Source organism: Pseudomonas sp. 14A (genome assembly GCF_018132745.1).
Lineage (GTDB): Bacteria > Pseudomonadota > Gammaproteobacteria > Pseudomonadales > Pseudomonadaceae > Aquipseudomonas > Aquipseudomonas mercuritolerans.
In genome coordinates this window covers 481375-504108 of the sequence record NZ_JAGRQJ010000018.1, presented here as the reverse complement: position 1 = coordinate 504108, position 22734 = coordinate 481375, and the positions used below count along the sequence as shown (strand labels likewise).

General features: G+C 58.9%; 24 protein-coding genes. 10 read left to right on the top strand and 14 right to left on the bottom strand.

Annotation, left to right across the window (positions count from 1 at the left end):
• Window positions 1-55: 55 nt before the first annotated feature.
• The 4 genes from PS14A_RS24935 to PS14A_RS24915 all read left to right on the top strand — a co-directional run bounded on the left by PS14A_RS24935 (window position 56) and on the right by PS14A_RS24915 (window position 2800).
• Complete coding sequence (locus tag PS14A_RS24935) at window positions 56-511, top strand: hypothetical protein (RefSeq protein WP_212617590.1); 456 nt, start codon at window positions 56-58, stop codon at window positions 509-511.
• Between the two features lie 4 nt (window positions 512-515).
• Window positions 516-1061 carry a hypothetical protein gene (locus PS14A_RS24930; protein WP_186568797.1) on the top strand — a complete coding sequence of 182 codons (546 nt, stop codon included), beginning with the start codon at window positions 516-518 and terminating at the stop codon, window positions 1059-1061.
• Between the two features lie 167 nt (window positions 1062-1228).
• Entirely contained in the window at window positions 1229-2302 is a 1074-nt protein-coding gene (locus PS14A_RS24920) for a tetratricopeptide repeat protein (RefSeq protein WP_212617438.1), read from the top strand.
• A gap of 66 nt (window positions 2303-2368) precedes the next feature.
• On the top strand, window positions 2369-2800 hold the full coding sequence (locus tag PS14A_RS24915) for a hypothetical protein (protein ID WP_095119799.1): 432 nt from the start codon (window positions 2369-2371) through the stop codon (window positions 2798-2800).
• 57 nt (window positions 2801-2857) lie between these two features.
• Here the strand turns inward: PS14A_RS24915 and PS14A_RS24910 are convergent, their stop codons facing one another.
• Window positions 2858-3220, bottom strand: a complete 363-nt coding sequence (locus PS14A_RS24910; RefSeq protein ID WP_186568800.1) for a DUF6124 family protein — start codon at window positions 3218-3220, stop codon at window positions 2858-2860.
• A 368-nt stretch (window positions 3221-3588) separates the two neighbouring features.
• Between PS14A_RS24910 and PS14A_RS24905 the strand changes: the two genes are divergently transcribed.
• Entirely contained in the window at window positions 3589-3975 is a 387-nt protein-coding gene (locus tag PS14A_RS24905) for a helicase (protein ID WP_212617437.1), read from the top strand.
• A gap of 153 nt (window positions 3976-4128) precedes the next feature.
• On the top strand, window positions 4129-5472 hold the full coding sequence (locus PS14A_RS24900) for a hypothetical protein (RefSeq protein WP_212617436.1): 1344 nt from the start codon (window positions 4129-4131) through the stop codon (window positions 5470-5472).
• 59 nt (window positions 5473-5531) lie between these two features.
• Here the strand turns inward: PS14A_RS24900 and PS14A_RS24895 are convergent, their stop codons facing one another.
• The 6 genes from PS14A_RS24895 to exbB all read right to left on the bottom strand — a co-directional run bounded on the left by PS14A_RS24895 (window position 5532) and on the right by exbB (window position 12435).
• On the bottom strand, window positions 5532-6932 hold the full coding sequence (locus PS14A_RS24895; protein WP_212617435.1) for an aminoacyl-tRNA deacylase and HDOD domain-containing protein: 1401 nt from the start codon (window positions 6930-6932) through the stop codon (window positions 5532-5534).
• A 79-nt stretch (window positions 6933-7011) separates the two neighbouring features.
• Entirely contained in the window at window positions 7012-9087 is a 2076-nt protein-coding gene (recG, locus tag PS14A_RS24890) for an ATP-dependent DNA helicase RecG (RefSeq protein ID WP_137214408.1), read from the bottom strand.
• A 9-nt stretch (window positions 9088-9096) separates the two neighbouring features.
• Entirely contained in the window at window positions 9097-10026 is a 930-nt protein-coding gene (locus tag PS14A_RS24885; RefSeq protein WP_016772533.1) for a hydrogen peroxide-inducible genes activator, read from the bottom strand.
• 277 nt (window positions 10027-10303) lie between these two features.
• Window positions 10304-11050 (bottom strand): energy transducer TonB, encoded by a 747-nt coding sequence (locus PS14A_RS24880; protein WP_024014804.1) that lies wholly within the window; start codon window positions 11048-11050, stop codon window positions 10304-10306.
• Window positions 11047-11475, bottom strand: a complete 429-nt coding sequence (gene exbD / locus PS14A_RS24875) for a TonB system transport protein ExbD (RefSeq protein ID WP_016772535.1) — start codon at window positions 11473-11475, stop codon at window positions 11047-11049. Before exbD ends, PS14A_RS24880 begins: the two co-directional genes overlap by 4 nt.
• 6 nt (window positions 11476-11481) lie before the next feature.
• The gene (gene exbB, locus PS14A_RS24870) at window positions 11482-12435 is read right to left on the bottom strand and encodes a tonB-system energizer ExbB (RefSeq protein ID WP_024014803.1); all 954 of its coding nucleotides are present in this window, start codon (window positions 12433-12435) and stop codon (window positions 11482-11484) included.
• Window positions 12436-12623: 188 nt separating this feature from the next.
• On the opposite strand from exbB, the gene PS14A_RS24865 reads away from it, so the two are divergent.
• Window positions 12624-13481 (top strand): SDR family oxidoreductase, encoded by an 858-nt coding sequence (locus PS14A_RS24865; RefSeq protein WP_073470912.1) that lies wholly within the window; start codon window positions 12624-12626, stop codon window positions 13479-13481.
• Window positions 13482-13621: 140 nt separating this feature from the next.
• Here the strand turns inward: PS14A_RS24865 and PS14A_RS24860 are convergent, their stop codons facing one another.
• The 6 genes from PS14A_RS24860 to PS14A_RS24835 form a co-directional block, all read right to left on the bottom strand.
• A complete protein-coding gene (locus PS14A_RS24860) occupies window positions 13622-14362 on the bottom strand; it encodes a hypothetical protein (protein WP_071172109.1) in 741 nt (246 codons plus the stop codon).
• 65 nt (window positions 14363-14427) lie between these two features.
• A complete protein-coding gene (locus PS14A_RS24855) occupies window positions 14428-14808 on the bottom strand; it encodes a RidA family protein (RefSeq protein ID WP_014340863.1) in 381 nt (126 codons plus the stop codon).
• A 24-nt stretch (window positions 14809-14832) separates the two neighbouring features.
• Window positions 14833-16938: a bifunctional GTP diphosphokinase/guanosine-3',5'-bis pyrophosphate 3'-pyrophosphohydrolase gene (gene spoT / locus PS14A_RS24850; RefSeq protein ID WP_007920338.1), complete on the bottom strand. Its 2106-nt coding sequence runs from the start codon at window positions 16936-16938 to the stop codon at window positions 14833-14835.
• A 57-nt stretch (window positions 16939-16995) separates the two neighbouring features.
• Entirely contained in the window at window positions 16996-17259 is a 264-nt protein-coding gene (gene rpoZ, locus PS14A_RS24845; protein WP_008030604.1) for a DNA-directed RNA polymerase subunit omega, read from the bottom strand.
• Window positions 17260-17427: 168 nt separating this feature from the next.
• A complete protein-coding gene (gmk, locus tag PS14A_RS24840; protein ID WP_039757364.1) occupies window positions 17428-18048 on the bottom strand; it encodes a guanylate kinase in 621 nt (206 codons plus the stop codon).
• Window positions 18049-18059: 11 nt separating this feature from the next.
• Window positions 18060-18923: a YicC/YloC family endoribonuclease gene (locus PS14A_RS24835; RefSeq protein ID WP_016770639.1), complete on the bottom strand. Its 864-nt coding sequence runs from the start codon at window positions 18921-18923 to the stop codon at window positions 18060-18062.
• A 268-nt stretch (window positions 18924-19191) separates the two neighbouring features.
• Between PS14A_RS24835 and rph the strand changes: the two genes are divergently transcribed.
• From rph to gltS, 3 genes are all read left to right on the top strand, one after another.
• Window positions 19192-19914 carry a ribonuclease PH gene (gene rph, locus PS14A_RS24830; protein ID WP_024014799.1) on the top strand — a complete coding sequence of 241 codons (723 nt, stop codon included), beginning with the start codon at window positions 19192-19194 and terminating at the stop codon, window positions 19912-19914.
• A 24-nt stretch (window positions 19915-19938) separates the two neighbouring features.
• On the top strand, window positions 19939-20307 hold the full coding sequence (locus tag PS14A_RS24825) for a DUF4870 domain-containing protein (RefSeq protein WP_016772541.1): 369 nt from the start codon (window positions 19939-19941) through the stop codon (window positions 20305-20307).
• 370 nt (window positions 20308-20677) lie between these two features.
• Window positions 20678-21886 carry a sodium/glutamate symporter gene (gene gltS / locus PS14A_RS24820; protein WP_122506223.1) on the top strand — a complete coding sequence of 403 codons (1209 nt, stop codon included), beginning with the start codon at window positions 20678-20680 and terminating at the stop codon, window positions 21884-21886.
• A gap of 65 nt (window positions 21887-21951) precedes the next feature.
• Here the strand turns inward: gltS and PS14A_RS24815 are convergent, their stop codons facing one another.
• A complete protein-coding gene (locus PS14A_RS24815; protein WP_016772543.1) occupies window positions 21952-22731 on the bottom strand; it encodes an exodeoxyribonuclease III in 780 nt (259 codons plus the stop codon).
• Window positions 22732-22734: the final 3 nt, after the last annotated feature.

Below are 22734 nucleotides of genomic sequence, written 5' to 3'. Positions count from 1 at the left end.
TTACGTGAAAGGATTTTCAGTTCTTCTCGGCAGCTTGATATTGGCTGCCGCGTCCATGGCATTCGCTGCCGATCCAGCCTTCAAGGATTACACCGTCACGCCAGTTTTCACCGGCCCCAGCCATAAGCTGGTGCCGCAAGAAAACAGCAGCCCAAAGATGGATCAGGCACGGGTGCAAGCCCTGAAAGGCAAGGTCAACTTCGCCGGCCATTACATCCTGCACAGGCTCGGCTGTGGCGGTAGCGCCATTTGTGGCGAAGTGCTGGACGCCCAGACCGGTGAAGTGGTTGGCGGTCTGCCGAATGCTTACGACGGCAGCACCTTCGGTATGGTTTACCAGCCCGACAGCCGCTTGATCATCGTCTCCGGCGTCACGCTCGACGGTGAAGAAGATGCGCAGGGGAGTGCTTTGGAAAGTGGTAACCGGGACCGTTACTACGAATTTGTGAACAACGAATTCCGGCTGCTGAGCATGACCGACGTGGAATCGTCGCCGATGGATGAGGAGTGAGTGGATGAACCGTCTTCTCGCGGGCAGCCTTTCGCTGCTGCTCTCTCTGCCAGCTATCGCCGCGCCTTCGGACGCCTTTACCCAACGCGATGTCATGCAGTGCGGCGGTGTTGAAGTGGTGTTGGTGTCGTCTTGCCGATCGGTGACGGTGGATGGTGCGCAAACCCACGTCATCCCGGTCTGCTCCGACCAGACCATCAACATCGGTAGCAAAGTGCTTCGTCGCGATATCAGCAAAGTTTCACAACTCACTTCCGACGGTGCGAAGACGAAGATGTTGAGCAACGTCGTTGTGGCGATGGATTGCGTGGAAGGCACCAATGGCAGTCTTGTTTCGATAGGCGGATATGGCGGTTGCGGTGCCTGCGCGGAGTGGCATGGGTATTACTCGACAGCAGGGCGATTGGAGCAATACAGCTTCGATAATAACCAACGCTTGTTTGGCTCGAAGGGATCTCGGGAAGAGTTGATCAAGGCCTATGGCGTTACGAAGAGACAGCTAATGTCAGAAAGCCCGGCGGTGAAGAGGATCGTCTATGGCCAGCCTTAAATGGGTGTTGATGATCAGCAGTTTGTTCAGCGCTACCAATGTCTCGGCAAGAGAAGCGCAGCGTTATTACCGCGATACCGCGACGCGATGAGTGCCGCCGGTAAAGCGCAGAAGATTCCGCAACGCGTCGTTGAGCGATCTGAAATTCAGGGACTGAGACAGTAAATATGTTCTTCCGCTTTATCGTGTTGAGCCTTGGGCTGCTAACCACTTCATACGCACTCGCTGCCCCACAAGTCCTGAAGGAAATTCCGGCTAGCTTGCTGGGTGATGCATCACGGCAAAAGGTATTTGTTCTGACAGGGGATGCGGACGAGGCCTCCAATCGGTTGTTGATCGCGCCGGTGCAGGCACGTAATGAGGAAATTTTGCTCGATACGTCGAAGGCGCTGCCTCTGATCAAGAGTCAGTACTCGTCCGCTCTTCAGGGTGTCTTCAGCGTCCATGTACTCAAAGGTCGCCCTGGCGTCATGACCGTCATTGATCCACAGGCTGAGGAAGCTGTGGTCAAGCAACCGTTCGTTGAGGCTGGGGATTACATCGCGCTGGTAACCAGCGAGGAAGATAACGCGGTTTACAACTTCAACCTGTTGTTCGCCTTCAACAAAGGTTCAAAGCAGTTTGAGCTGAAAGCTCTGCTGGAAGTGGCGAACAACGACTCCTGTGACCGGTCGCTTGTTAGCATAGTGGAGTTGCCGGTGCAGATACTGGGCCCCATCGCTCTCGCTTCTTTCGATGGGCGTGAAGTGCTGCAGAAGCTGCAGGTTGCTCGTACTGGCAGTATTGAGGGCGTTAGAAAGAAGTTGATGACCGTCGATTCGGCTGATTTGCTGGATATGGCGCTGGCAGCCTACCGAAAGGGTGATGACTCTTCCTTCAAGGATACGATGAGCTACGCGTTGATGGGCGGTGGTTCGCATGACACTTGTCCCCCGGATAGCTATATCGTTGCAAAGTACTACTACCCGCAGCGTCCCGGCTGGTCCAACGACCTTGGGTTTTTACTGGGCGAGGCGGGTTTCTACGCTGAGTCGATTGAGTTGCTCGATGCAGTGGTTGCCAGCCACCCAAATAGGACGGTTGCTTACCTGAATCTCGCTGACAGTTATTGGGCCGTGAACGATAAAGAGCGGGCGGTGGCGGCGTACAAGCAATACGCATCGCGAATGTCTGAAGCGGGAAAAGCTTCGAAAATCCCGGCGAGGGTGGGTGAGCGCAGCGCTGTGGCGCCCGAGGCGTGACAAGAGCTCGTTGAGTTGCTGTAACTGTGTGTTCTGTACCCATGAACCGCTAAAGGAATATTCGGTTTGAAATTTTCGTCTGCATTGTTTTCCGCGTTGCTCGTTTTCGTTCCTCTGGCGGCTCATAGCGAGGTCACGACCGAGGTTTTTTGCTTCCGCTCCTACGAAGGCAAACCCATAAATTTTGAATTCCGAACCTATTACGACTCTGTCGCCAAGTGGAGCGGTGCTGGCGTCAAATACAGCAAGTCAAAAAAGGCTATTGGGCTGGTTCATCGCAGTACTGAACAAGAAGAACTCGTGTATGGCCGGCCCTACCAGTACACGACAACTTGGGTTGAAGTAGTTGATGGCGCACTGACAGGTGAGTATCAGATGGTCACTCAGGGTGGCCGGGTTGATGCGATGTCGTATACGAATTACAAATCCGCAAAGAAGTATTCGTTTGAAAACGATTACAACGTGGATTCGAAACCTGAAACAGGTTGCCAGTGGTGAAGCAGGGAATATTCAGAAAGGGGACTTAACGTCCCCTTTTTTCATCCACAGACTTCGCTACGGCTTGGCCGCCACGCTTCGCACTTCAATCTGGTCGAGCGTCCCTTCCACCATCAATCTCACCCCGTCCGCCATTCTGCTCAATGCCAGTGCAACCGAGCGGCGTGAGCCATCTATATCGTCCGCAAGGTCCGCAGCGATGATGCTGATGGATAGCAGGTCTTCCGAGGCGTTGGCCAGGAGGGCTTCGGCGTCGATGTCCGGGTTCAGGCTGAACAAGCCTTCGCGACGCGAGGCCTGAGGGAGGTCGGATTTGCCGAAGTGGTGATCGAGGGCGCGTTCGGCGGCTTCATGTAGTTTTCTTGAATCGAAGGATTCGTAGGGTGAGGTGTCCTCGGTGTTGGTCGTTGAATTGGTCATCAGTGTAAATCCCTTGGAGTAAGAAGAAATTGCTCCCGAATTCGGACTTGCACATCCGGTCACCGAATACCCGATGACGCAGAAAGCCTATCGGTGATCTTCAAGCTCGCCTAGTTCATGAACAGCACCGCACTTTGCAGGAAATTTCCCATAGATTTGCGGGCCGGAAGATCAAAAGATCGCAGGCTTCGCCAACTCCTACAGAGATGTGTTTCAACAGGTGTAGGACGTTGCTTGCGGAATCGTGACTTGGCAGTCATCGTGCGGGAAAAAGTCCGCATCCTCTTCCATCAGAGTCAGATACTGGCGTTATCGTCCGAATCCCTTACACTGCCCCGGCCGTTCATTTTCCTTTTGAGGCTGTGCGCATGAAATTTCGTTTTCTCCTGTGGATGATGGGTTTGTTGATGGGTAAGGCCAGCCGGACCAATCCTGCGTTCCAGCAGCAGTTGGGTGACAAGGATCTGGTGTTTCAGCTGCAGACGCTGGATGGGAAAGTGGCGCGGCATTTCGTGGTCAAGGATCAGCGCATCACCAGCAAATCTGGCGTGGTGGCGGAGCCGGCGTTTGCGATTGCGTTTAAAGACGCCGGTTATGGCTTTGCCACGATGCAGGCGAAGAACAAGCAGTTGGCGTTTATGCAGGGGATCCAGGACAAGTCGATCCAGCTCAAGGGGAATCCGGCGCTGGTGATGTGGTTTCAGGGGTTGATGAAGTATTTGAAGCCGCGCAAGGTTAAACCGAAAAATGACTGACATTAGCTGGTGCTGGCTCGCCAAGTCAGTCATTTGTCTCTAAATGCCATATGTACCTGTCAGAAGTGACAGGTGTTTTTATTAGCGTCGTGGTGCTTCATGACGAGGTGGTCCAGCGGTAAAGGGACTGAACCCGTTTGGAGAATAACTATCATGACTACCAAGCCTGGCACGCCCGATATTGAGTTTGGTAACAACGGAGCACGCATTTGGGATTTTCCTGAATTTGCCAGCATCGCTCCCCATGCCATTGTTTCTCTGCCCGATGGCAGGCTGGTTGCGGTGGCGAATGAGCCGGGTTATCCCCGCGGCTTCGTGATCGTGCGACTCACTGAAAAAGGGCAACTCGATGCAGGCACCGGCTTCGGAGAGGAACAGCTAGGTTTTGCGCGCATTACGATTCCTGAGAAAAGCGTTGATGGCATTTTAGGTTCCAGCCTACTGAGGGATGGCGGATTCCTGATTGTCTTGGAGTACTCATGGCGACCTAATGAAAACGGTCTTTTGGTTGTTCGACTCCTGGACGATGGCAGTCTCAACGACAAGTTTGGCAAGGGCGGTGTCCTTGTTCTTCCAGACCGTGTTGTGCCAACTCTCAGCACAGGAGCGTTGCGTGCTGCACGGCGAAGTGCGGGCCAGGATGCCGAGTCGGTTGTTCAGGGCGGCGACAATTCTGGGGTGCGCAGCATCGAGTTGCCAAGCGGCAAAATTATCTTGGCTACTTTTACTTATGATCCTTCTCCTTCGCAGACCAAAGGCTCGGTTATACGACTCAATCCTGATGGAACATTAGACAAAACCTTTAACAAGACCGGTTCGACCTGGGTTGAGTTGGGAATTGCTGGTGATAATGCCGCGCGTGGAGTGGCTGCACAGGCGGACGGTAGTTTAGTGGTATTTGGCAGTTACTTTGATGCAGGTACCGCTGGTACTTACGTTGTACGTTTCAAAGAGGATGGAGTGCGAGACGAAGAATTTCCCGCTGTGATGCTTTCGTCCCGTTATATGCCCCGTTTTCGCGATATTGCCGTTAGAAAAAAGGACGGGATGATTGCCATCGTAGGAGGTCAGTTCGAAGACAATTTTCCCGAGGGTACAGGTGTAATTGTCGTGCTCAACGAGGACGGGTCTCCGAATCTAGTTTTCAACGAAGGTAAACCGTTGTATTCCAAGCTATCACCTGAGAAAGGTCAGCAGTGGCAATCTTGCGCGTTTGGCGGAGCGGAGGACAGTAAGTTGATCGTTGTCGGCACAAGTGGCAGCGGAGATATTTTTTACGATACGCAGGCAGTGTGCGCACGTTACTTACTCACCGGTACGCTCGATAAGTCATTCAACACTGATAAGGGCTGGTTGGCTTTCGGTCAGCCCGATCGAATGGCGTCTGCCTTGGATGCAGTGATCACGTCGCAAGGCAAAATTGTCATCTGCGGTGAACTTTATAAAGACGAGCTTAGCCTTCCTGTTGGCGGGTGGATAGCTCGCTACTTTTCTTGATAACCACGGATGAAAGCCCGCTCTCACCGATTTGAAATGATCCAGTGAGAGCGGTTTTTTTATGCCTGGCTGAATTGCGAAGCCAGTTCACGCAACAGCACTTCAGCCTCAAGCACTTTGCTGACGACGTCATTGGCTTTGTCGCGAGTCAAACCCACACGCTCAAGCAGCGCATCGGGAATATCTTCATCCGGCCCAGAGCCAATCCCGCGACTACGCAGCAGGCGCACGGCCAGGCAGACGAGGTTCGGGTATTCGGCGTAGGCGCCGTCGTAGCTTGGGTCGTGCTGGAAGCGCAGGGCGGTGGCCAGCTCATCGGGCATGTCCCAGTAGCGCATCAGCCACGAGCCGATCTGTTCGCGGCTGATACCCAGCAGGTGTTGCTCGATATAGCTGTGGCACAGATGCGGATTGACCTCCAGGTGGCGGCAGATCAGTGAGAAGTGCGGCGGAAAGACGTGGGCCAGCAACAGGTAACCGAAGTTGTGCAGCAGACCGGCCAGATAGGTCAGGCCGGCTTCCGGGCGCTGGGCGCGCGGCATGGCGCGGGTCAGGCCTTCGATGACGGCGGCGGTGTAGATCGACTGTTGCCAGTACGGCGTGGTGTGTTGCGGGTGGTCTTTGGGCAGGCTCAGGGTCTTGCCGAGGGCCAGGCCCAGTGCCAGGTTGATCACCAGATCGAAGCCGAGCACGCGGACGATTGCGTCTTCCACCGAACGAATCTTGCCCGGCGAGGCGTAGTACGGCGACGCCGCCCAGCTCACCACTTGTGCGGCCAGTGCCGGATCGGTTTCAACCACGCCAGTGATGTCGTCGATTGTGGCGTTCGGATCAACGCGCAACTTGATGATTTTTTGTGCAGTCTCGGCCAGCGGCGGAATCTCGATGGTCGCCTCCAGACGCTGCTGAATGCGCCGCGCGGTGAACGCCTGCACGGCCTGGGTGATTTCCTCGCGGTCATCGTCCGGGCGGTCGAGGTTCGGGCGGATGCTGCTCAGGGCTTCGCCGAAGTTGGCGGCGCTGGCTTTGGTCAGCATCGATTTGAAGTCTTCGCTGCTGATTTCCAGCAGCAGGCCCGGCTCGCCGGAGTTGATCAGCAACTTCGGCTCGCGCAGCAGGCTTTCTTCGTAGAGGCACGGCGAACTGGTCAGCGCCGGCAGGCCCGGCAGCAGGCTCAGATTGTGTTTGCCGAGCATCTTCTCCAGGCGCTCGGTGGACACGGCTGTGAGGCGGCGGCCAGTGAGTTCGGCGAGACGATTGAGATCCAGCAACTGGCTCTGTGGAAACAGCACCATCAACGCGCCCACGGCGTCATCCAGCAACACGGCCTGCACTTTGCGCGAGGCATTGAGGCCGTGGTGGTCGAGCACTTCTTCGTAGGCAACGCCCAGCTTGTTGAGCAGCAGCCGAATAACAGACGGAGCTTGCGGAGATTCGGGGACGAGAGCAGCTTCGGTCATGGTCTGTATCCGTTTTTGAAACAATGGCAGGAGTATAACCAGCTCTGTAGGAACGATCCTGCACAAACTGCGACGGTGCTCACACTTGGCCGTATTGCTGCCCATGCCGCAGCCAACGGTCGAGCAATGGGCTGACGTGGGTCGGCCAGCGTTCCAGCAAAGCCTGGGCGGCATCGCGCACGGCGGGCAGCAGGTCGGCGTCGCGCATCAGGTCGGCGACCTTGAATTGCAGCAAGCCAGTCTGGCGGGTGCCGAGCATTTCCCCGGGGCCGCGCAGTTCGAGGTCTTTTTCGGCGATGACGAAACCGTCGTTGGTCTCGCGCATGATGCCCAGGCGCTGGCGACCGATCTGCGACAGCGGCGGATGGTAGAGCAGTACGCAATGGCTGGCGGCGCTGCCCCGGCCGACGCGACCACGCAACTGGTGCAACTGTGCGAGACCAAGGCGTTCAGGGTTTTCGATGATCATCAGACTGGCGTTGGGCACGTCGACGCCGACTTCGATCACTGTAGTGGCGACCAGCAGTTGCAGGTTGCCGGCCTTGAACTCGGCCATCACCGCAGCCTTTTCGACCGGTTTCATGCGCCCGTGAATCAGCCCGACCTTCAATTCGCCGAGGGCGGCGGTGAGGTCTTCGAACGTGGTTTCGGCGGCCTGGCAAGTCAGTTCTTCGGATTCTTCAATCAGCGTGCAGACCCAATAGGCCTGACGGCCCTCGGCGCAGGCGCTGCGTACTCGCTCGATGACTTCGACGCGGCGGGTGTCGGTGACCAACACGGTGTTGACCGGCGTTCGCCCGGGCGGCAGTTCATCGAGGATCGAGGTGTCGAGATCGGCGTAGGCACTCATCGCCAGCGTCCGTGGAATCGGCGTGGCGGTCATGATCAGTTGGTGCGGGCACATGCGCCCGCCGACGCCTTTCTGCCGCAATGCCAGACGCTGTTGCACGCCGAAGCGGTGCTGTTCGTCGATGATCACCAGCGCAAGGTTCTTGAACTGCACTTCGTCCTGAAACAGCGCGTGGGTGCCGACCACCATCGGCGTGCCGCTGGCGATCTGCTCCAGTGCGGCTGCGCGATTCTTGCCCTTGAGCTTGCCGGCCAGCCACGCGACTTCAATACCCAGCGGTTCGAGCCAGCGCTTGAAGGTGATGAAGTGCTGTTCGGCGAGGATCTCGGTCGGTGCCATCAGCGCTACCTGATAACCGGCCTCCAGCGCTTGCAGCGCAGCGAGGGCGGCGACCACGGTTTTCCCCGCGCCAACGTCACCCTGAATCAGGCGCAGCATTGGTTCGTGCTGGCTGAGGTCGTAGGCGATTTCGTTGCCGACTCGCTGTTGTGCGCCGGTGGGGTTGAAGCCGAGGTTTTTCAGGTATTTCGGTGGCAGCCTGGTGGCTTTCGGCATCGCTGGTGCGCGCAGTGAACGCATGCTTTCGCGCAGACGCTGTTGCGACAGTTGATGCGTCAGTAATTCTTCAAAGGCCAGGCGATGCTGCGCCCAGTGATGACCGAGGGCGAGTTCGTCGACATCGGCATCGGCGGGCGGGTTGTGCAGGTAGCGGATCGCATCGGCCAGCGGCGCCAGTTGATAGTCGCGGGCGAGTTCGGTCGGCAGCCAGTCGGGCAGGGTGCTCGGCTTGAGCAGCGTCAGGGTCTGCATGCACAACTGGCGCAGGCGCTGCTGGGTCAGGCCTTCGGTGAGCGGGTAGACCGGGGTCAGGGTTTCGTCCACTGGCGGTGGTTCATCACCGGTGATCGCGCGGTATTCCGGATGATAGATTTCCAGGCCTGAGGCGCCGGGCCGGGCTTCACCGTAGCAGCGAACCCGCGTGCCACGCTTGAGCCCTTCCTTCTGCGCGTTGCTGAAATGGTAGAAACGCAGACTCAGGCCGCCGGTACCGTCCTGCAAGCGCACGACCAGACTGCGACGGCGACCCATGACCACATCGGCACCGCTGACGGTGCCTTCGACCACGGCGTCCTGCCCCGGCCGCAGCGCGCCGATCGGCACCACGCGGGTGCGATCCTGATAACGCAGCGGCAGGTGAAACAGCACGTCCTGCAGATTCTCGAGGCCGACCTTGGCCAGTTTCTCGGCCATGGCCTCGCCGACACCCTTGAGTGCCGTCACCGACACTTGCGACAGCTCCGTCATGACGCTCGCTTAACCGGCCGTAACCGGCGCCGTTGGCTTGGCCACCGAGCACAGGCGAATGGAATCGGCGAGGATCTCGATGGCTTTCGGCCGTGGGAAGCTGGCGCGCCAGGCGATCGCCACGGTGCGGAACGGCACCGGCGCGGTCAGTGGGCGCACTTCAATCACGCCCGGGGCGTAGTGATGGCTGTCCACTGCCGACAATGGCAGGATCGAGATGCCCAAGCCGGAGGCGACCATGTGGCGAATGGTTTCCAGCGAGCTGGACTCGACCGTGGTGTGCTTGGCGCCGTCGTTGCCTTTGGTCAGGGTCGGGCAGGCCTCGAGCACCTGATCGCGGAAACAGTGGCCTTCACCGAGCAGCAGCAGGCTCTTGTCGTTGAGCAGGCCGGCGTCGATGGATTCTTTCTTGGTCCACGGGTGCTGGGCCGGCATCAGGACGTAGAACGGCTCGTCGTACAGCGGCAGGGTCAGCACGTCGGCTTCGTTGAACGGCAGGGCGATGATGATGGCGTCGAGTTCGCCGTTGCGCAGTTTGTCGCGCAGCACGTGGGTAAAGTTTTCTTCGATGTACAACGGCATCTGCGGGGCGACCCGGTGCAGTTGTGGAATCAGGTGCGGGAACAGGTACGGGCCGACGGTGTAGATGGCGCCGACTTTCAGCGGTGCGGTCAGCTGGTTCTTGCCGGCCTGGGCCAGTTCGCGAATGCCTTGGGCTTGTTCGAGGACTTTTTGTGCCTGGGCGACGATGCCTTCGCCGACCGGGGTCAGGCGCACGGCGCTTTTGCTGCGCTCGAAAATCAGCACACCGAGTTCGTCTTCAAGTTTCTTCACGCCCACCGACAGCGTCGGCTGACTGACGTGGCAACGCTCGGCGGCATGGCCGAAGTGCTGCTCTTGGGCGAGGGTAACGATGTAGCGTAATTCTGTGAGGGTCATAGCAAGCGTCCATGAAGATGCGCGCCAAGCATACCGGCTGCAATCGATAGACGCACGTTATCAGACTGCGGGCTGAGTGCGACACCGGTCGAGGTAGGTTTGCCGCTGGCAGATACGCAAAAGGCACCTTTCGGTGCCTCCTGGCTTGGTTCTCTCGGCTGGCGGAGAACCTTGTGGGAGCTGGCTTGCCAGCGATTGCGGTGGGTCAGCTAATAAATCCTTCTCTGACACAACGCTATCGCTGGCAAGCCAGCTCCCACAGGTATTGCGGTGTTGCTTAGCGGCGACGTTCCAGCGAATAAACAAACGGCGCAACAATTTCGATCGAGCCGTTGTTGAGCATGTCGGCCGGCGGCTTTGGCAGCGGTTGCGCGCGGCGGATCATGTCCAGGGTGGCCCGGTCCAGATCAGCGTTGCCAGAGCGGCCCACCAGCTCGAACGACAGTACATTACCTTCGCCATCGACCACGAAGCGCAGACGATTCAAGCCCTCCTTGCCCCGCGACTGCGCACTCTGCGGGTACTTCTTGTACTTCTGCAGATGCGCGAGCAGGGCGCCTTGCCAACTGGCCTTGGCCGCTACTTGAGCTGGCGATGGGCCCGGTGCCGGCTGGGCGGATTTCTCCGTCGGTGCCTGGGTCGGTTGCGTATCGGCCGGTTTCTCCTCGGAAGGTTTTTCCTTCGGCGGCTCTGGCAGCTTTTTCTCGACCGGCTTCGGCGGTTTTGGCTTGGGCTTCGGCTTGGGTTTCGGTACCGCGATTTCCGCTTTCGGTGCTTCAGCCAGTTTCGGAATCGGCAATTCTTCCACCGGAGCCGGTGGCTGCGGCGGTGTGACGACTTTCGGCGGAGCCGGCGGTGGCGGGGCAGGCAACGGGGCCAACTCGACCATCATTGCCTGCGGCGGCAATTCGATGGGCGGGCGGGCAGTCCAGTTCAGCGCCAGCGCGATGGCCAGCGCATGCACGCCCAGCACCACGGCCAGGCTCCCGCTGTAACGCGTCAGCTTATGGCGCGTCGTGATCATTTCTTGGCTGCCGTCTCAAGTCCGACCAGACCAACCTTCAGGTAACCGGCGGCGCGCAGGCTGTCCATCACGCTCATCAGGTCGCCGTAATCCACGCCTTTGTCGGCCTGGAAGAAGATGGTGGTGTCTTTCTTGCCCTGGGTCTTGGCGTCGAGGGTGGCGCCGAGGGTTTCGGCTTTCACTTCGTCGTCACCGAGGAACAGGCGCTGGTCAGCTTTGACACTGAGGAACACCGGTTTCTCCGGCCGCGGCGCCGGTTTGGCGGTCGAGGCCGGCAGGTCGACTTTGATGTCCACAGTGGCCAATGGCGCGGCCACCATGAAGATGATCAACAGCACCAGCATTACGTCGATGAACGGCGTGACGTTGATTTCGTGGTTCTCGGCCAGATCGTCGTCTGCGCCTTCTTTCAAATGCAGGCCCATGGCCGATTACCCCACTTTAACCATGTGCGGCTGCGAGCTGCGCTCAGGCTGGTGGTCGAGATCGCGGCTGACCAGCAGCAGGACTTCTGCCGAGGCATCGGAGACCTGCGCCTTGTAACCGGCGATGGAGCGGGCGAAGACGTTGTAGATCACCACCGCAGGGATCGCCGCAACCAGACCCAGTGCAGTGGCCAGCAGGGCTTCAGCGATACCCGGTGCGACGACGGCGAGGTTGGTGGTTTGGGTTTTGGCGATGCCGATGAACGAGTTCATGATGCCCCACACGGTACCGAACAGACCGACGAACGGCGCGGTCGAACCGATGGTGGCGAGGACGCCGGTGCCGCTGCTCATGTTGCGACCGCAGGCAGCAACGAGTCGCTCGAGGCGGAAGCTGACGCGTTCCTTGATGCCTTCTTTCTCGCGGCTGTTGACCGACAGGCGCATCTCTTCGAGCGCGTCATGCACCAGCAGGTTGGCGAGGGTGCCTTCTTTACCAGCGGTGGCGCTGGCTTCCTTGAGGGTGGTGGCTTTTTTCAGTGCAGCGATTTCGCCACGCAGACGACGCTTGGCGCCCATCAGCTCGAAGCCTTTGGCGATCCAGATGGTCCAGGTGATGATCGAAGCGATGGCCAGACCGATCATCACGATTTTCACGATGATGTCGGCGTTCTGGTACATGCCCCACGGCGACAGGTCGTGGGCCATGCCCAAGGTGTTGTCGGCTTCGAGGACTTCAGGTGCGTCGGCCGCGTCGACAGCCTGCACCGGATCGGTGGCGGCCGGTGCAGCCGGAGCGGCAGCGGGTGCGCTCTGCTCGGTGGCGGCTGGGGTGGCGGGCGCTTGGGCGTCGGCGAAGGCGGCGGTCGGTGCCAGCATCAGGCTGAGCAACAGAGCCGCGACAGCGCTCCAGGCGCGAGGTCGAGTGGTTGGCGAAGCGGGAGTTTGATTACGTGTCATGCTGGCCGGACCTGAGATAGAAAAACGTTGTTGCTCTTCCAGGCCTCGTGAGGCCGAGAACAAAAGTGGCGTGCATTATTGCAAGTAATTCTTGTTAACAAAAGTAATAGAGTAACTTTTTTTCCTTCATTGCTAGCCGTTCGTCCTGTGCCAGAGCTAGTCTGTGCCTTTCCGATGGGAGTTTTCTGATGTCCGCGCCTTCTGTTTTGATTGCCGGTTGTGGTGATGTCGGCAGTCGTCTGGCCACGCAATTGCTGGCGGCTGGCTGGCAAGTCCATGGCCTGCGCCGCGACGTTTCCAAGCTGCCGGAGGGTGTCATCGGCGTCGCCGGCGATCTGTTCAACGAAGAATGCCCGGCGACCTGGCCGGTGGGTGCCGTGGATTATCTGGTGTATTGCGCTGCGGCCACCGACCACGATGAAGAGGGCTACCGTAAGGCCTACGTGCAAGGATTGCACAACGTGCTGAGCTGGCTGGACGACTATGGGCAAGTGCCTGAGCGGCTGATCTTCGTGTCGAGCAGCAGCGTGTACGGCCAGCAGGATGGAGCATGGGTGGATGAGACCTCCGAGACGGTCGCGGCCGGATATTCAGGTCGCTTGATGCTCGAAGCCGAGCAGGTCGCGCTCAATAGCGGCATCCCGGCAAGTGTGCTGCGCCTGACCGGCATTTACGGCCCGGGCCGCGAGTGGCTGCTGACTCAGGTGCGTCGCGGGTATCGCGTGGCTACGGAGCCACCGCTGTATGGCAATCGTATTCATGCCGATGATGCAGCGGGGCTGCTGGCGTTCTTGCTGGAAAAAGACCGCGAGGGGGTCAAGCTGGACCAGCTCTATATCGGTGTGGATGACGCGCCGGCGCCATTGGCTGAGGTGGTGGGCTGGTTGCGCGAATACCTGGGTGTGACTGAATGGGCCGAAGACGCCAGTGTGCGCCGCACCGGCAGCAAGCGTTGCAGCAATGCGCGGGCGAAAGCGTTGGGGTGGGTGCCGAAGTATTCGAGTTATCGCGAAGGCTATGCAGCGATTCTTGAAGGTAAGTGCTGAATTTCCAGCAACACAAAAACCACTGTGGGAGCGAGCCTGCTCGCGAATGCGGTATGTCAGTCATTATCAGTTTGACTGACCCACCGCGTTCGCGAGCAGGCTCGCTCCCACATTTGATCTTCTGAGATTTCGGAGGCAGGTTACTGTTTCTCCAGCAACCACTTGCGCTCACCTGCGGCGAACTGCGGTTGCTCATCCGCCAGCGCAGCGTTCACTGCCTGCAGAATCTCCAGCTCCTTGCCCTTGCGCACAAAGATCCAGTTGTTGCCCTGGCCATTGAGTTGCAGCCACATGCTGTCGTTGCCATTGCTCATGGACGCGCAATCGCCGGCCAGACACAAGGCATAACGATCAACGCCCGGCAGGCCGGTCACCTGGCCGTCGGCCTGGAACTGCACGGTGCCGCCTTCACCCTGGCCGCTGGCGATGATCCAGTTACCGCCCAGATATGCCGAATACAGCGCGCGTTCGAAGCTGGCCCCGATTGGCGCGCCTTCCGGCACCGGGATCTGTGCGCGATCGAAAAGCTGTTCGGGTTCGTTGTCGCTGGCAGCTTGCTGCAGGCGCCCGCCATCGCGTTTCAGTTCGCTGGCGGAGCTGCCGTAGAAGTCGACTTTCCAGGCGCCGGACTCTTCGCCCAGCAGCCGTCCTTCGACGTTCTCAAAACCGTTGGTGTAGCGGGCCTGACCGGCCTTGGTGTTGACGTCCCATTCCAGATTCGGGCCGTAAGCCTGCAGCGCTTCACGCAGGGGACCGCCCTTGGCGGCGGCATCGATCGCCACCTGGTTGATCCAGGTGCCGCTGATGTCACGGTCGGCAGGGTCGCTGGCGCAGCCGCCGAGAAACAGGGCGAGCAGCGAGAGAGCTAGCGCTTTGCGCATGGTGGAATCCTTTCAAAACCTTTTCTTGCAGCAGTCGGCGCGGCGTGGAGGCCGCGCCGTGCGCATCACTCGATGACCAGAATGGCATCCATTTCAACCTGCGCACCCTTCGGCAGGGCGGCCACGCCAATGGCGGCGCGGGCAGGGTATGGCTGGTCGAAGTACTTGCCCATGATCTCGTTGACCTTGGCGAAGTGGCTCAGGTCGGTGAGGAAGATGTTCAGTTTGACGATGTCCTTGAACGAACCGCCGGCGGCTTCGGCCACGGCTTTGAGGTTCTCGAAGACCTGGACGGTCTGGGCTTCGAAGCCCTCAACCAGTTCCATGGTTTTCGGGTCCAGAGGAATCTGGCCCGACATGTAAACGGTGTTGCCTGCCTTGATCGCCTGGGAGTAAGTGCCGATGGCGGCCGGGGCCTTGTCGCTGGTGATGACGGTTTTGGTCATGTAGGACTCCTTGTAATAGGCAGGTTATGCACGCATGCGGGTGATGCGGATCACCCCGGTCAAAGCGCGCAGTTTCTTGATCACGCGGGCCAGGTGCACACGGTCGTGAACGCTGACCACCAACTGCACGACGCTGATGCGACCATCGCGTTCGTCCATGCTGATTTTCTCGATGTTGCCGTCGGCCGCGTTGACGCTGCTGGCCAGCAGGGCGATCAGGCCACGCTGATGTTCCAGCTCGACCCGCAGCTCGACGTTGAATTCGCCGGTGACATCCTTGGCCCAGGAGAGCTGGATGCATTTTTCCGGGTTGTGCCTGATTTCGCTGATGTTGCGGCAGTTGTCCAGGTGCACGACCATGCCTTTGCCCGCCGACAGGTGCCCGACAATCGGGTCGCCCGGGATCGGCGTGCAGCACTTGGCGTAACTGAGCACCAGGCCTTCGGTGCCGCGAATCGCCAGCGGGCCTTCCGGGCTCGGCAGTTGTTCGCCTTCGCCAAGCAGGCGGCGGGCGACCACGTAGGCCATGCGATTGCCCAAGCCAATGTCTTCGAGCAGGTCTTCGATCAGTTCGAGACGGTATTCGGTAAGCATCGCTTTGACGCGCTCGGCCGGAATCTTTTCCAGCGAGCTGTCGAAACCGTTGAGGACCTTGTTCAGCAGACGTTCGCCGAGACTGATGGACTCCGAACGGCGCTGCAGTTTCAACGCATGACGAATGTGCGTGCGCGCCTTGCCGGTAACGACGAAGTTGAGCCACGCCGGATTTGGCCGTGCGCCGGGGGCGCTGACGATCTCGACCGTGGAGCCGCTTTGCAGCGGTTCGGACAGCGGCGCGAGACGACGATTGATCCGGCAGGCGATGCAGCTGTTGCCGACATCGGTGTGTACCGCGTAGGCAAAGTCGACCGCCGTGGAGCCTTTCGGCAGCTCCATGATCCGGCCTTTTGGCGTGAACACGTAGACCTCGTCCGGAAACAGGTCGATTTTCACGCTCTCGATGAATTCCAGCGAGTTGCCGGCGCGTTGCTGCATTTCCAGCACGCCTTTGACCCACTGGCGGGCGCGGGCGTGAGTGCCTTTCGGCTGCTCGTCGCCGCTGGATTTGTACAGCCAATGCGCGGCGATGCCGTTGTTGGCCATCTCTTCCATTTCGCGGGTGCGGATCTGGATCTCGATCGGTACACCGTGCATGCCGAACAGCGTGGTGTGCAGCGACTGATAGCCGTTGGCCTTGGGGATCGCGATGTAATCCTTGAAGCGTCCGGGCAGCGGTTTGTACAAATTATGCACAGCACCCAGTACGCGGTAGCAGGTATCGACCTTGTCGACGATGATCCGGAACGCATAGACGTCCATGATCTCGTTGAAGGCCCGACGCTTGCCGCGCATTTTCTTGTAGATGCCGTAGAGGTGTTTCTGCCGCCCGCTGACTTCGCCCTGGATGCCGTCGATGGCGAGGCAATGGCCAAGGGACTCTTCGATCTTGTTGACGATTTCCTTGCGGTTGCCCCGGGCGCGCTTGACCGCCTGGTAGATCCGCGCGGAACGCATCGGGTGCATTGCCTTGAAACCTAGGTCTTCGAACTCGATGCGGATCGCGTGCATGCCCAGCCGGTTGGCGATGGGTGCGTAGATCTCGAGGGTTTCCTTGGCGATGCGTCGGCGCTTTTCGCCGGACAGCACTTCCAGCGTGCGCATGTTGTGCAGACGGTCGGCGAGCTTGACCAGGATCACCCGGATGTCGCGCGCCATGGCCATGGCCATTTTCTGGAAGTTTTCCGCCTGGGCTTCGGCCTTGGTCTCGAAATTCATCTGGGTCAGTTTGCTGACCCCGTCGACCAGTTCGGCCACGGTTTCACCGAACTGCGCTTGCAGCGCTTCCTTGGCGATACCGGTGTCTTCGATCACGTCATGCAGCATCGCGGCCATCAGGCTCTGATGGTCCATGTGCATGTCGGCAAGAATATTGGCCACGGCAAGAGGATGCGTGACATACGCCTCGCCGCTGCGACGGCGTTGACCGTCATGGGCTTGTTCGGCGTAGAAATACGCTCGGCGGACCAGGTTGACCTGGTCGTTGCCGAGGTAGGTCGATAAGCGATCGGCGAGGGCGTCTATGCTCGGCATGATGATTCCTGCCGAAAGCTGTGACCCCGCGCCGTGCTACGTCGACCAGGCATAGGCTTAGACGGCCTCGTTCGACTCGTCCTCGAACGCTGCGAACAGCGGTTCATCCTGGACGATTTCCTGCTCGGCGATGAACTCGTAGCTCATCAGGCCTTCAGCAATTTCACGCAGCGCGACAACAGTCGGCTTGTCGTTTTCCCACTGCACCAATGGCTCTTTGCCGCCGGTGGCCAGTTGACGGGCACGCTTGGTAGAGAGCATGACCAGCTCAAAGCGGTTTTCCACGTGTTCTAGGCAGTCTTCAACGGTTACGCGGGCCATGGTATTCCTCGGAGCGAATGCAATATGCGCGCTGCCCGGTTGGGCGAGCGGACTGAGCAGTTTAAAAAATCACCAGCGATTAGGGAAGCGCTGATTTTTTGACCAGACCCTTCAACGCGCTGCAAGCACCAATGTAAAGCGCTTGCAGGCGTTTTGGGAAGTGCTGTTTCAGCCGAGCAATTCAGCCAGTAATTTGCCGAAACGCACTTGCTGGCGCTTCTGTTGCAACTGATTGGCGCGGAAAATCGCTTTCAGATCGTCCAGCGCGTGAGCGAAATCGTCGTTGATGATCAGGTAATCGTAGTCGACGTAATGGCTCATCTCGCTGACCGCCTCGCGCATGCGGCCGTCGATGATCTCGTCGCTGTCCTGGCCGCGGTTGGTCAGGCGCTGGTGCAGGGCTTGCAGCGACGGCGGCAGGATGAAGATCGAGCGCGCCTGCGGCATCAGCTTGCGCACTTGCTCGGCGCCTTGCCAGTCGATTTCCAGAATCAGGTCGTGACCTTCGTCCAGGGTCTGCTGCAAACGGCTTTGCGAGGTGCCGTAGAAGTTGCCGAAGACTTCGGCGCGCTCAAGAAAGTCGCCGTGCTCGCCCATCTTCACGAACTCTTCGCGGGTCACGAAGTGGTAGTTCACGCCATCCACTTCGCCCGGGCGCATGGCGCGGGTGGTGTGCGAAACGGAAACGCGAATCTCCGGATCGGCGTCGGTCAACGCCTTGACCAGACTGCTCTTGCCCGCGCCCGATGGCGCGGAAATGATGTACAGGGTGCCGGTGTGTTGGGTCATGTCAGGTAGCCTTACTCAATATTCTGCACTTGTTCGCGCATCTGCTCGATCAACACCTTGAGGTTGACGGCGGCCTGGGTGCTGCGCGGGTCGAAGGCTTTGGAGCCCAGTGTGTTGGCCTCGCGGTTGAGCTCCTGCATCAGGAAGTCCAGACGCCGCCCGGCGGCACCACCGGACTTGAGCACCCGGCGAACTTCGATGATGTGAGTGCTCAGGCGATCCAGTTCTTCGGCCACGTCGCTTTTTTGCGCGAGGATGACCATTTCCTGTTCCAGGCGCTGCGGGTCGAGCTCGGCCTTCATGTCGGCGAAGCGGTCGAGGACCTTCTGGCGCTGGGTAGCGAGCATCTGCGGCACCAGTTCTCGCAGGGTCACCACGTCTTCTTCGATGGACGTCAGGCGGTCGTTGATCAAGCGAGCCAGCTCCGCGCCTTCGCGCTCGCGGCCAGCCTTCAGATCCTTCAAGCCCTGGTTGAACAGCGCCAGCGCTTCGGCGTTCAGCGCTTGCGGGTCGGTCGCATCGGCCACCAGCACGCCGGGCCAGGCCAGCACTTCCAGCGGATTCAGCGCGGCGGGATTCTTGATCAGCCCGGCCACGGTTTCCGCAGCGGCCACCAGTTGCGCGGCGCGCTCGCGGTCCACTTGCAGCGGTTTGCCGGTGCTTTCTTCGGTGAAGCGCAGCGTACATTCCAGTTTGCCCCGCGACAGGCCCTGACGCAGCGCTTCACGCACGGCGCCTTCGAGGTCGCGGAACGATTCGGGCAAGCGCAGGTGCGGTTCCAGATAGCGGCTGTTGACCGAGCGCAGTTCCCAGCTCAGGGTGCCCTGAACGCCGGCTTTCTCGACGCGGGCGAAGGCGGTCATGCTGTGCACCATGGCGGTGACCTCGCAATGCAGATCGGCGCGAAACGCTGTTTCGCAGGCGCGATTTCAATGAATTTAAGCCGACTGGCAGCAAAAGCGCAGGATTGTAGCGCAGTGCGGCGAATGCGCCCAAACACACGGTGTGACAAACCGCTGCAGCCCGTCGGTTATGCGCGCTTGAGGGGCTTCGGTCGTCGGCCGGCGGTTTTAACCAGTGCCCACTCGCGGTGCAGCGCTCTATAATGCTCGGCAGTTTTCCGTCCTCAGTACAGGTATCCCTATGAAACGTCCAAGTGGTCGCGCTGCCGATCAGCTCCGCTCGATCCGCATCACCCGCAACTACACCAAACACGCCGAGGGATCCGTACTGGTCGAATTCGGTGATACCAAAGTCATCTGCACCGTCAGCGTCGAAAATGGCGTGCCGCGTTTCCTCAAAGGTCAGGGCCAGGGCTGGTTGACTGCCGAGTACGGCATGCTGCCGCGCGCCACCGGCGAGCGTAACCAGCGTGAAGCCAGTCGTGGCAAGCAGGGCGGTCGTACTCTCGAAATCCAGCGTCTGATCGGCCGTTCCCTGCGCGCAGCGCTGGACATGTCCAAGCTCGGCGACGTGACCCTGTACGTCGATTGCGACGTGATCCAGGCCGATGGCGGTACTCGCACCGCGTCCATCACCGGCGCCATGGTTGCGCTGGTCGATGCCTTGAAAGTGATCAAGAAGCGCGGCGGCCTGAAAGGCGGTGACCCGCTCAAGCAGATGATCGGTGCAGTCTCGGTGGGCATGTACCAGGGCGAGCCGGTGCTGGATCTGGACTATCTTGAAGATTCCGCTGCTGAAACCGACCTGAACGTAGTAATGACCAGCACGGGCGGTTTCATCGAAGTGCAGGGCACCGCAGAAGGCGCGCCGTTCCAGCCTGACGAGCTCAATGCCATGCTGGAACTGGCCAAGCAGGGCATGAACGAAATCTTCGAATTGCAGAAGGCTGCGCTGGCCGACTGAGATTTTGACCACAAGGAGGACGTGATGAGTGACGAGCAAGAGTTGCTGCCCAAACCGAGCCAGGAGGTTCGCCAGTGGGCGATGTTCTGTCACTTGTCCGCCTTGCTGGGGATCTGGATTCCGTTCGGCAATCTGATCGGGCCGCTGATCCTTTGGCAGATGAAGCGCGAGAAGGACCCGTTCATCGATGCACAGGGCAAAGAAGCACTGAATTTTCAGATCACGGTGGCGATAGCCTCAATGATCTGCTTCCTGCTCATGCTGCTGATCATCGGTTTCTTCCTGTTTGGCTTGCTGGCAATCGCGGCACTGGTCCTGACGATCATTGCAGGGGTCAAAGCCAACGAAGGTTTCCCATACAGATATCCGTTCACTTGGCGACTGATCAAGTAACAGTCTGTTGTATCGCTATATGGAAATGCCCCGGCTTACCGGGGCATTTTTATTTGTGCAACTCAATAATTGTTTTTTGTTGTAGGACTAGTCTGTTGTCGATGTGCGGTTTGGCATTTATTTGCTGATATTTCTCTATTACATCTTTGGTCACAACTGATCGACCGCGTGCTTATTCTCGTTCTTGTTATTGGCGCGAGCTGGTTGTTAAAGTTGCCCGATGTAATGTTTCGGTTGAAACATTCCGATATGTTCAAGCCATCGATGGCACTTGAATTCCCCAGTAATCAGTGTTGATAAAATCAGCCGGTTCACCCGTCGAGCCCAGGTAAACGCTCGCCTCGTGAATACTTAGCCAAGAATAATCCACATGATTGAGCTCGATTTCTACGGCACGCTCGTGGCCGCTTCTTTAGTACTACTGCTCGGACGCGGGCTTGTTACGCGTGTCGGCTTTCTGCGAAGTTACAATATTCCTGAACCGGTAGCGGGCGGCCTGGTGGTTGCCTTGCTCTTGTTGATATTGCGCACTTTCGATATTGAAGTCCGCTTCGATACATCATTGCAAACACCGTTGATGTTGGCGTTCTTTGCCACGATTGGCTTGAGTGCCGACCTTGCCAGCCTGAAAAAGGGCGGGCGCATCGTCGGCATCTTCCTGTTGGCGGTCATTGGCTTGCTGGTGGTGCAGAACGCCATGGGCATCGGATTGGCAACCTTGCTCGGACTCGATCCTTTGATGGGCTTGCTGACAGGCTCGATCACGCTCGCTGGCGGCCACGGCACTGGCGCTGCATGGGGCGCGGTGTTCAGCGAGAAATATGGCCTGGCTTCGGCTTCGGAGCTGGCGCTGGCCTCAGCGACGTTCGGTCTGGTGCTGGGCGGGTTGATCGGTGGGCCCGTCGCCCGGTTGCTGATCAAGCGCGTGCAAGTGCCGGGCTGCAGTCCCCAGCAAGCGCCGCGACTGCCAAGAGGTTTTGAGCAGCCGAACAAGGAGCGCTCGATCACGCCGTTTTCGTTCGTCGAGACGCTGGCGCTGATTGCCGTCAGCCTGCTCGTTGGCAATCTTTTGAATGGTTTGTTGCACGGCACTGCATTCGAACTGCCGACGTTTGTTTGCGTGCTGTTTGTGGGTGTGGTGTTGCGCAACAGTCTGTCAGCACTTGGCTTGTATCAGGTGTTCGAGCGTGAAGTTTCCGTGCTCGGCAATGTCAGCCTCTCGTTGTTTCTCGCGATCGCGCTGATGTCGCTGAAATTATGGGATCTGGCGGCGTTGGCATTGCCGATCTTCATCATTCTGGCCGTGCAGGCGCTGGTCATGGCGCTGTTCGCGATTTTCGTAACGTTCCGGGTGATGGGGAGCAACTATGATGCCGCCGTGCTCGCTGCGGGGCATTGCGGCTTCGGTCTGGGCGCCACGCCGACGGCGATTGCCAACATGCAAGCGGTGACGCAGCGCTATGGGCCATCGCAGATCGCGTTTCTGGTAGTGCCGATGGTAGGAGCGTTCTTCATCGATATCGTCAACGTCATTGTGATCAAGCTGTACCTGACCTTGCCATTCTTCGCTGCCGTCTAGAAAGCACGGCGCATAAAAAATGCCCGCATCTCACGATGCGGGCATTTTTTTGGCTGCGAGGACGCTTAGATGGTCAGCGTCCAGTCGTAGTCGACGATCAACGGCGCGTGCTGCGAAAACCGTGGCTGACGCGGCAGGCGTGCGCTGCGCACCGAGCGACGCAGGCCCGGGGTCAGGATCTGATAATCGAAACGCCAGCCCAGATTGAGCATCTCGGCCTGTTCGTTATCCGGCCACCAGCTGTACTGGTCGCCTTCGCGGCTGACTTCGCGCAGCGCATCGACATAGCCCATGTTGCCGACAATCTCGTCCATCCAGGCGCGCTCCGGCGCCAGGAAGCCTGGAGATTGCTGGCTGTCGCGCCAGTTCTTGATGTCGAGTTTCTGCTGCGCAACGTACAGCGAGCCACAATAAATGTACTCGCGACGTTTGCGTCGCTGTTTGTCCAGGTACTTTCCGAAATCGTCCATGAGCTTGAACTTCTGGTTCAAGTCTTCATCGCCGTTCATCCCCGAAGGAAACAGCAAGGTGGCAATACTGACTTTGTCGAAATCTGCTTGCAGGTAGCGCCCGTAGCGGTCGGCCGTCTCGAAACCGAGACCGCTGATGACAGCCTTCGGTTGCAACCGCGAATACAAAGCCACGCCGCCTTGGGCAGGGACTTCAGCATCGCAGGCATAAAGGAAGTAGCCATCCAGTTGGAAGGCTGGGTCATCCAGTTCAAAGGCGGAGGCACGGGTGTCCTGCAGGCAGATGACGTCGGCATTCTGGGCTTGCAGCCAACTGAGCAAACCGCGCTCGACTGCCGCCTGAATACCATTGACGTTCACACTGATGATCCGCATAAA